Source organism: Streptococcus hyovaginalis DSM 12219 (assembly GCF_000420785.1).
GTDB lineage: Bacteria > Bacillota > Bacilli > Lactobacillales > Streptococcaceae > Streptococcus > Streptococcus hyovaginalis.
On record NZ_ATVP01000022.1, the window covers coordinates 1 to 8,681 of the forward strand.

The 8,681-nt window shown below is 40.9% G+C and carries 5 protein-coding genes, 12 tRNA genes, 1 rRNA gene and 2 pseudogenes; 17 read left to right on the top strand and 3 right to left on the bottom strand.

Going from position 1 to position 8,681, the window contains the following annotated elements; genetic code table 11:
- The 13 genes from rrf (at nt 1) to G574_RS0110225 (ending at nt 1,290) form a co-directional block, all read left to right on the top strand.
- Nucleotides 1-116, top strand: a 5S ribosomal RNA gene (rrf, locus tag G574_RS0110165).
- Nucleotides 117-246: 130 nt separating this feature from the next.
- Nucleotides 247-319 (top strand) — tRNA-Val (locus tag G574_RS0110170).
- 13 nt (nt 320-332) lie between these two features.
- Nucleotides 333-403 (top strand) — tRNA-Gly (locus G574_RS0110175).
- Between the two features lie 32 nt (nt 404-435).
- Nucleotides 436-509, top strand: a tRNA-Ile gene (locus G574_RS0110180).
- Between the two features lie 12 nt (nt 510-521).
- Nucleotides 522-593: transfer RNA gene (locus G574_RS0110185), tRNA-Glu, on the top strand.
- A gap of 5 nt (nt 594-598) precedes the next feature.
- A tRNA-Ser gene (locus G574_RS0110190) sits at nt 599-688 on the top strand.
- A 9-nt stretch (nt 689-697) separates the two neighbouring features.
- Nucleotides 698-771: transfer RNA gene (locus G574_RS0110195), tRNA-Met, on the top strand.
- Nucleotides 772-785: 14 nt separating this feature from the next.
- Nucleotides 786-858, top strand: a tRNA-Phe gene (locus tag G574_RS0110200).
- A gap of 17 nt (nt 859-875) precedes the next feature.
- Nucleotides 876-956 (top strand) — tRNA-Tyr (locus G574_RS0110205).
- 6 nt (nt 957-962) lie between these two features.
- A tRNA-Trp gene (locus tag G574_RS0110210) sits at nt 963-1,033 on the top strand.
- 13 nt (nt 1,034-1,046) lie between these two features.
- A tRNA-His gene (locus G574_RS0110215) sits at nt 1,047-1,119 on the top strand.
- Nucleotides 1,120-1,126: 7 nt separating this feature from the next.
- A tRNA-Gln gene (locus G574_RS0110220) sits at nt 1,127-1,198 on the top strand.
- Between the two features lie 8 nt (nt 1,199-1,206).
- Nucleotides 1,207-1,290: transfer RNA gene (locus tag G574_RS0110225), tRNA-Leu, on the top strand.
- An 86-nt stretch (nt 1,291-1,376) separates the two neighbouring features.
- On the opposite strand, the pseudogene G574_RS11410 reads toward G574_RS0110225, so the two are convergent.
- Nucleotides 1,377-1,628: pseudogene (locus G574_RS11410) on the bottom strand (tyrosine-type recombinase/integrase); the annotation flags it as partial.
- Between the two features lie 599 nt (nt 1,629-2,227).
- Here G574_RS11410 and G574_RS0110240 point away from each other — a divergent pair.
- The 3 genes from G574_RS0110240 to G574_RS0110250 are packed head-to-tail and all read left to right on the top strand — an operon-like array spanning nt 2,228 to nt 4,182.
- Nucleotides 2,228-2,665: a zinc-dependent MarR family transcriptional regulator gene (locus tag G574_RS0110240; protein WP_029692102.1), complete on the top strand. Its 438-nt coding sequence runs from the start codon at nt 2,228-2,230 to the stop codon at nt 2,663-2,665.
- A 3-nt stretch (nt 2,666-2,668) separates the two neighbouring features.
- Complete coding sequence (locus G574_RS0110245; protein WP_029692103.1) at nt 2,669-3,355, top strand: metal ABC transporter ATP-binding protein; 687 nt, start codon at nt 2,669-2,671, stop codon at nt 3,353-3,355.
- A gap of 2 nt (nt 3,356-3,357) precedes the next feature.
- Complete coding sequence (locus G574_RS0110250; RefSeq protein WP_029692104.1) at nt 3,358-4,182, top strand: metal ABC transporter permease; 825 nt, start codon at nt 3,358-3,360, stop codon at nt 4,180-4,182.
- Nucleotides 4,183-4,670: 488 nt separating this feature from the next.
- Here the strand turns inward: G574_RS0110250 and tyrS are convergent, their stop codons facing one another.
- On the bottom strand, nt 4,671-5,927 hold the full coding sequence (tyrS, locus tag G574_RS0110260; RefSeq protein ID WP_029692106.1) for a tyrosine--tRNA ligase: 1,257 nt from the start codon (nt 5,925-5,927) through the stop codon (nt 4,671-4,673).
- 93 nt (nt 5,928-6,020) lie between these two features.
- Here tyrS and pbp1b point away from each other — a divergent pair, with 93 nt between their 5' ends.
- The gene (pbp1b, locus tag G574_RS0110265) at nt 6,021-8,456 is read left to right on the top strand and encodes a penicillin-binding protein PBP1B (protein ID WP_169343469.1); all 2,436 of its coding nucleotides are present in this window, start codon (nt 6,021-6,023) and stop codon (nt 8,454-8,456) included.
- Between the two features lie 65 nt (nt 8,457-8,521).
- On the opposite strand, the pseudogene G574_RS11415 reads toward pbp1b, so the two are convergent.
- Nucleotides 8,522-8,681: pseudogene (locus G574_RS11415) on the bottom strand (IS481 family transposase); the annotation flags it as partial.

An 8,681-nucleotide genomic window follows, 5' to 3' on the forward strand; every position in this document is an offset into this window, starting at 1 on the left:
TTAAGTGACGATAGCCTAGGAGATACACCTGTACCCATGCCGAACACAGTAGTTAAGCCCTAGAACGCCTGAAGTAGTTGGGGGTTGCCCCCTGTTAGATACGGTAGTCGCTTAGCGAATAGGAATCAGATGATTCCATTTGGGAGTTTAGCTTAGTTGAAAGTGAGAGGAATTCGAGCTTTCAAGTTGGAGATGAGGAAAATGAAGTTTTCTCCATTGCCCAGCTGAGCTAAATCCCACCCATTTGGGAGTTTAGCTCAGCTGGGAGAGCATCTGCCTTACAAGCAGAGGGTCAGCGGTTCGATCCCGTTAACTCCCATATATTACTATTTGCGGGTGTAGTTTAGTGGTAAAACTACAGCCTTCCAAGCTGTTGTCGCGAGTTCGATTCTCGTCACCCGCTTTATAGTTTACTATAAACCAAGCATAGTGCTTGGGCGCGTAGCTCAGGTGGTTAGAGCGCACGCCTGATAAGCGTGAGGTCGGTGGTTCGAGTCCACTCGTGCCCATATTATCATTATGGTCCGTTGGTCAAGGGGTTAAGACACCGCCTTTTCACGGCGGTAACACGGGTTCGAATCCCGTACGGACTATATATGGAGGATTACCCAAGTCCGGCTGAAGGGAACGGTCTTGAAAACCGTCAGGCGTGTAAAAGCGTGCGTGGGTTCGAATCCCACATCCTCCTTAATATTATCGCGGGATGGAGCAGCTAGGTAGCTCGTCGGGCTCATAACCCGAAGGTCGTAGGTTCAAATCCTGCTCCCGCAATTAGAATTAAAATTGGCTCGGTAGCTCAGTTGGTAGAGCAATGGATTGAAGCTCCATGTGTCGGCGGTTCGATTCCGTCTCGCGCCATTATAGTTTAATATTTTGGAAAGATAGCGAAGAGGCTAAACGCGGCGGACTGTAAATCCGCTCCTTCGGGTTCGGGGGTTCGAATCCCTCTCTTTCCATATGTTACGGGCATAGTTTAAAGGTAGAACTAAGGTCTCCAAAACCTTCAGTGTGGGTTCGATTCCTACTGCCCGTGTTTATAGAATATGGCGGGTGTGGTGAAGTGGTTAACACATCAGATTGTGGCTCTGACATTCGGGGGTTCGATTCCCCTCACTCGCCTATTTATTGGGGTATAGCCAAGCGGTAAGGCAAGGGACTTTGACTCCCTCATGCGTTGGTTCGAATCCAGCTACCCCAGTTATACTTGCCGGCGTGGCGGAATTGGCAGACGCGCTGGACTCAAAATCCAGTGTCCGCAAGGACGTGCCGGTTCGACCCCGGCCGCCGGTATAGAATTTTAAGTTAGGAGAGTCTTGTATATCAAGGCTTTCTTTTCTTTTGTGCAGTTTCCTACCCCAAGATTTCGCCCAATTGTTTTAGATGTTGGTCATTATTTCTTCTATTTCTTTAAATTCTTTCTTTATTTTTTCAGCCATTGTGTGACCATAAACTTTTATTAACATTTGGATATCTTTATGACCTAATATCTTAGCCACAACACCTATATCTACTCCTTGGTGTAATAAGTACGATCCATAGGTGTGCCTTAATCCCTTTGTTGTAATTTCTGGATATATTTCTAATTCATCCAGAACTTTTTTAAGTGCTTTGTTTGCTGAAGTAACGGACAGGATGTCATTTTATTTAATTATAGATGTAAGGAGATATAGTATGGCGTATTTTAGTGAGTTATCATGGGAAATTCTACTATCTAATATTTTTAGTGCCCCCTGGAGATTTTCTATTTATATAAAATTCAATGGTCTAAATTAATTTGATTTGACAATTTGGGTTCATCCATTTTCCCCAACATCTCCCCCAATTTTTTCTTCTTTAGCACCTAAATTGATTAATTATGGTTGTCTAAATGCTTTAAATCTGCTAAGATTAATACTAATTTGTGCAGTATATGCCGGCCGCCGGTATAGCATATAGTAAAGAAATGTTGATTTATCAGCGTTTCTTTTCTTTTGTACGAAATTTGTGCTATTTGTTAACTGTATTAAATAGATGTAGCTACAGTTTTGAGAGGATTGAGTTTGTTTTTTCGTTTTGATATTTTGTAATGAGAATTAAAATTTGCCTTTTTGTATTGTCTAATTGCTTTTAATCTGTTAAAATGGATACTAATTTATGTGATGTATATCGTTTTTGGATATGTTGTTGCTGTTAGTTAGGCTAACGGTTTTTATTTCGTATTATATTTAACTGGTTAAGGAGAAAATGTATGGATCTCTCGGAAAAAATTGATCTTTTTTTAAATTCGCTAATTGCCAAAACAGAGCATCAGAACGAGTTGTTAATTGGTAAGTGCCAAAGTGAGTTGAGTTTGACTAGTACTCAAGAGCATATTTTGATGCTTTTGAAGGAAAATAAATTGACTAATACTGATTTGGCTAAGGAATTATCGATCAGTCAAGCGGCTGTTTCAAAGGCGGTTAAGCAGCTGGTGTCTCAAGAACTGGTTGTTTGTGTTAAAGATACTAAGGATGCTAGAGTGACCTATTTAACTTTATCAGATAGGGGATTACCTATAGCCGATGAACATGAACATCATCATTTGTCTACAATTTCTGTTTATCAAAAGATTGTTAAGGACTTTTCTGAGAGTGAGCAGGTGGTTATTGATCGCTTCTTGTCACAATTGTCCAAGGAGGTTTTGTAAGGTTTGCGCTATATAACAGTGGAGGATTTGGCTTTTCAGTATGATAGTGAGCCAGTACTTCAAAATATCTCTTATTTTTTAGATAGTGGTGAGTTTGTTACCCTTACAGGTGAAAATGGTGCTGCTAAATCAACTTTAATCAAGGCTACTTTGGGCATCTTAAAACCTAAGAGTGGTAAGGTAATTATCTCTGATCAAAATAGTAATGGAAAAAAATTAAGGATTGGTTATTTGCCTCAGCAGATCGCTAGTTTTAATGCGGGTTTTCCTTCAACAGTGGAGGAATTTGTGACATCAGGACGCTATCCCCGGCATGGTTGGTTTAGGCGTTTAACAAGTCACGATAAGGAACATGTGCGCTCGAGTTTGGAGTCTGTGGGAATGTGGGCTAATCGCAATAAACGGATCGGTGATCTTTCTGGTGGTCAAAAACAGCGAGTTGTCATTGCACGCATGTTTGCGTCAGATCCGGATATTTTTGTCTTGGATGAACCGACAACGGGTATGGATGCAGGTACCTTGGACACTTTTTATGAGCTTATGCACCATAGTGCTCATAGGCATGGTAAATCGGTCTTGATGATTACGCATGATCCGGATGAGGTGGGAAAGTATGCTGATAGAAATATTCACCTTGTTCGAGACCAGTCGTCTCCTTGGCGATGCTTCAATATTCATGAGGAGGAGTAGCTATGAGTACCATTACTGAAATTCTTTCTTATGATTTTATGCAAAGGGCTTTGTTAGCTATTGTGGCGATGAGTTTGTTCGCGCCTATTTTAGGCCTCTTTTTGATTCTAAGGCGACAAAGCCTCATGAGTGATACTCTCAGTCATGTTTCTTTGGCAGGTGTTGCCATGGGTATTCTTTTGGGAGTATCAACGACGTGGATGACTGTGTTTGTCGTTATTTTAGCTTCGATACTTTTAGAATACTTGAGAGTAGTGTATAAGCATTATATGGAAATTTCGACGGCTATTTTGATGTCTCTAGGCTTAGCCTTGGCTTTAATCATTACGAGTAAATCGGATAATGCTTCGGGTATTAATTTAGATCAATACCTGTTTGGTTCGATTATTACGATTAATCAGCAACAAGTGTTTGCCTTATTTGTCATTGCAGTGCTGGTCTTAATTTTGACGGCTTTGTTTATCCGTCTGATGTATTTGCTGACTTTTGATGAGGACACAGCTTTGGTGGATGGCTTGCCGGTCAGAATGATGTCTCTTGTGTTCAATATTATTACCGGAGTTGCAATTTCCTTGATGATTCCAGCAGCTGGAGCGCTATTGGTTTCAACCATTATGGTTTTGCCAGCTAGTATAGGTATGCGGATAGGAAAGTCATTTAAAGCTGTCATTGCCAGTGCTATTTTGGTTGGCTTTGTTGGGATGTTGACAGGTGTCGTACTATCTTATAGCTGGGAAACGCCTGCCAGTGCAACCATCACTATTATTTTTATCATTATTTTTCTGGGAGTTGGCCTTTTATCTGCTTTACGAAAGAAAGTGGGATGAGCAAGCAACAAGTGTTGGAGAAAATGTTTTGAGCTTGGTTAAGCTATAAATATACCGTTCTCAAGTTGTTCTGTATTACTCCAAAAAAGTTGGAAAATAAATTAATGAAAGGATTTTGTTCTGTATGGCACAGGGCTAAGTCCTTTTTATTTTGCTTTGATTTGTTTATTGTTGTCGTAAAAATATCGTCTGTATTGGTTTGTTCGACCCCATCAAGAGTTTGATAACACTTTTCTAGCATGGTTATCCTATCGATTGGTTAATTGAATGATATCGTTCAAAGAGGTTTTGTCTATGTTGATCTCTTGTCATAAAGTGGATAGACTTGCTTTGTTTTGATACTTTGTGTAAACATCGCCTTTGTCTTTATTTGTAAATGTCATCAAAAAGCACCCCAATCGTTAGTTTTTCTGTCTAACTTTTTGGGGTGCAGTTCAGTAATGGGATATGAGAAGAGTGAGAGTGTTTTTTAGTTTTGAGTGGTTTGATTAGTAAGTTAGGACAGAATATTTTTTCTTACCACGACGGATAACAGTCAATTCGTTATCAATTTTATCGTCATCAGATAGTGTATAGTCAAGATCCTGAATTCGTTCACCATTGATATAAATGGCTCCGTTTTGCACATCTTCACGTGCTTGGCGCTTGGACGGAGAAATACTAGCTGTTACCAAAATATCAACGATGTTGAGATTGTCATCTGCTTGGATGGCATAGTTTGGGACATTACTGAGGCCTTGCTTCAGCTCTTTAGCAGAGAGGTTCTTGATGTTACCTGCGAAGAGTTGCTCAGTGATATTGAGAGCTTGTTTGTAAGCTTCTTCTCCATGGACAAGGGTCACGACTTCGCGAGCAAGAATTTTCTGAGCTAGTCGTTCATGGCGTGCTGCCTCAAAGGCTTTTTCAATTTCGGCAATCTCATCTAAAGACAAGAAAGTGAAAATCTTCAAGAAACGAACGGCGTCCTCATCCATAACGTTGAGCCAGAACTGGTACATTTCGTATGGTGAAGTTTTATCAGCATCGAGCCAAACGGCATTGCCTTCAGATTTGCCGAATTTTTTACCAGTTGCATCGGTGATTAATGGGACTGTCATAACGTGTCCTGTTTTATCGGCTTTTCGGCGAAGAAGTTCTGTGCCTGCGGTCATGTTACCCCATTGATCTGATCCACCGATTTGTAGGGTGACATCGTGTTGGACGTTAAGCTCATAGAAATCGTAACCTTGCATGATTTGGTAAGCAAATTCGGTATAAGAAATACCCGTCTCGATACGTTTTTTAACAGACTCTTTGCTCATCATGTAATTAACGGTAAAGTATTTTCCAACATCGCGGAGGAAATCGATAAAGCTAATACCGCTGAACCAATCGTAGTTATTGACCATTTCTGCTTTGTTAGCACCTTCTTCAAAATCAAGAAAGCGAGAGAGCTGGCCTTGAATTTTTGTGACCCAACCATCGACAGTTTCTTTTGTTTGAAGGCTACGTTCGGCATCTTTGAAAGAAGGGTCTCCGATCAATCCTGTTGCTCCTCCGACAAGGGCGTAAGGTTTGTGCCCTGCTTTTTGCAGGTGACGGCAGACTAGAATTGGAACCAAGTGACCAAGGTGGAGACTGTCCGCAGTAGGATCATAACCAGAGTAATAGGATACTTGCCCTTCTGTTAGAGCTTTTACGAGGCTGTCTTCGTCAGTGGTTTGGAAGACCAGACCTCTTTCCTTTAATTCTTCAAAAACGTTCATTTTAGCCTCCAAATATCTTTATTAGTATTAGCTTTCATTATATCAGAAATGTTTTGTAGCATGCAAGCTACAGAGAAGTTTGGTATAATGACAATGAGGTATTTTATGTCTAAACTTAAAAAATCATTTCAAACTTGGCTGAAACAAGAAGCATCACGTCTTTCTGTGCGGAAGTCAAGACATAAGACAGGCTCATCTAATCAGAAAAATCATACAGATAATGGCAATGTTATTTTGGATAGCTTCGCGATTGCTTTACGGATTATCAAATTGTTATCCAATTTTATCTATATTCTCGTACTTTTGTTTGTGATGCTTGGTGCAGGAATAGGATTTGGTTACTTAGCAAGTCAGATTGATGAAGTCACTGTTCCTAGTAAAGATGACTTGATCAAGCAAGTGGAGTCCGCTTCGTTAATGTCACAATTAGCTTATGCTGATGGTAGTCTCATTTCAGAGGTTGATACAGACCTTCTTCGAACACCAGTTGCTAGTGAGGCGATTTCGGATAATCTCAAGCATGCCATCATTGCGACGGAGGATGAAAATTTCGAGACGCATGATGGTGTTGTTCCAAAAGCAGTCTTCAGAGCTTTAATCACATCTCTTTTGGGTGTCGGTGAGTCTAGTGGTGGTTCTACGCTAACACAACAATTGTTGAAACAACAAATTTTAGGAGATGATCCTACTTTTAAACGTAAGGCCAAGGAAATTATCTATGCTCTCTCTTTAGAAAAAGACATGAGTAAAGATGCTATTTTGACGGCCTATCTTAACATTTCGCCTTTTGGGCGGAATAACAGGGGACAAAATATCGCTGGTGTTGAAGAGGCAGCTAAAGGAATTTTTGGACGTTCAGCTAGTGAGTTGACTGTTCCTCAGGCAGCTTTTATCGCGGGATTACCACAAAGTCCGATTGTCTACTCCCCTTACGATGCTAATGGGCGTTTGAAGTCTGATGAGGATCTTTCTTTTGGTCTGACACGTGCTTCCAATGTGCTTTATAACATGTATCGTGAAGGTTATATCAATAAAGCAGAATATGAATCTTACAAAGCTTATGACTTGAAACAAGATTTCATTGCTTCAGATAGTGTCCAGGCTAACTCACATGATTACCTTTACTATTCAGTTATGGAAGAAGCTCAGCAGGTGATGTACGATTACCTGGTGAAAGAAGATAAGGTATCCCAGCAAGATCTGAAAAATGATGCGACTAAAGTAGCCTATGAAGAGCGCGCTTTAAAAGCTTTACAATCAGGAGGCTACACGGTTACAACAACGATTCATAAGCCGATTTATGAAGCGATGCAAAATGCTGTCAATCAATATGGGTCAATTTTAGATGACGGAACGGGTCGAACAGAGGTCGGCAATGTTTTGATGGATAATGAAACAGGTGCTATTCTTGGCTTTATAGGTGGTCGGGATTACAACAGTAACCAAAATAACCATGCTTTCGATACGAAAAGATCTCCAGGTTCTGCTATAAAACCGTTGATTGCCTATGGTCCAGCGATTGATCAAGGTTTTATGGGGAGCGCTAGCATGTTATCTAACTACCCAACGACTTTCTCTAGTGGCGAAAAGATCATGCACGTTGATAATGAAGGAACAACGATGATCACCTTGCAGGAAGCGCTGAATACCTCTTGGAATATTCCTGCTTTTTGGACTTATAAACTCTTGCAAGAGAGAGGTGTCGATGTCAAGGATTATATGACCAAGATGGGAATTGCCATTGACAACTATGACATTGAAAGCCTTCCATTGGGTGGTGGTATTGGGACGTCGGTAGAACAAATTACCAATGCTTATCAAATGATCGCAAACGATGGCGCCTATGTTAAGGGGCACATGGTTGATAAGATTACCAATAGCGAAGGAAAAGTGATCTATGAGCACAAGGTGCAGCCGGTTCAAGTATTCTCAAAAGCTACTGCAACTATCCTCCAGGATCTCTTGCGTGGTCCTCTTGATTCAGGGACAACGACACAGTACATGAGTCGCTTACGTTCTCTAAATAGCGGTTTAGCTAATGCTGACTGGATTGGTAAAACGGGGACAACCAATGCTTATTCGGATGTTTGGTTGGCGGTCGCAACGCCTAAAGTGTCCTTGGCTTCGTGGGCAGGTCATGATGATAATAGGTCGCTTGGGAAGATGACAGGTTATGAAAATCATTCGAACTATCTGGCTAATTTGGTAACGGCCATTAATCAAGCAGAGCCAGATGTTTTTGGAACAGGGCAGAAATTCTCCTTAGATCCTAGCGTCATCAAATCGACTGTTAATAAACAGACGGGTCTGAAACCTGGGACTGCTACTGAAGGAGGAAGACGCTATACCGTAAGCGGAAATACGATGACTAGTTATTGGGCTAAGAACGGTGCGGGGGATATGACTTATCGTTTTGCGATAGGTGGTACAGATAGTGATTACCAAAAAGCTTGGAATAACATTGTCGGCGGCTCTAGCCGTTCCAATACCAATCAGTCAAGTTCAAACCAGTCACGAAATAGACGGTAATGTACCTTTGTCAATGATGTGAGACCTAAAATGTTATTTTGAAGTCTTCCATTTGTTAAGCTTTACTAGGAGCTAGCTCCTAGTAAAGCTTTTCTGATATCGATAGGAGATTTCCAGCCTAAAGTCTGCATAGGGAGTCGATTGGAACGGTACAGATAGATTTTCATCTGCTTGATTAGATCGTCATAGGAATAGAAGGTCAAGTGCTGGTAGAAACGTCGATTG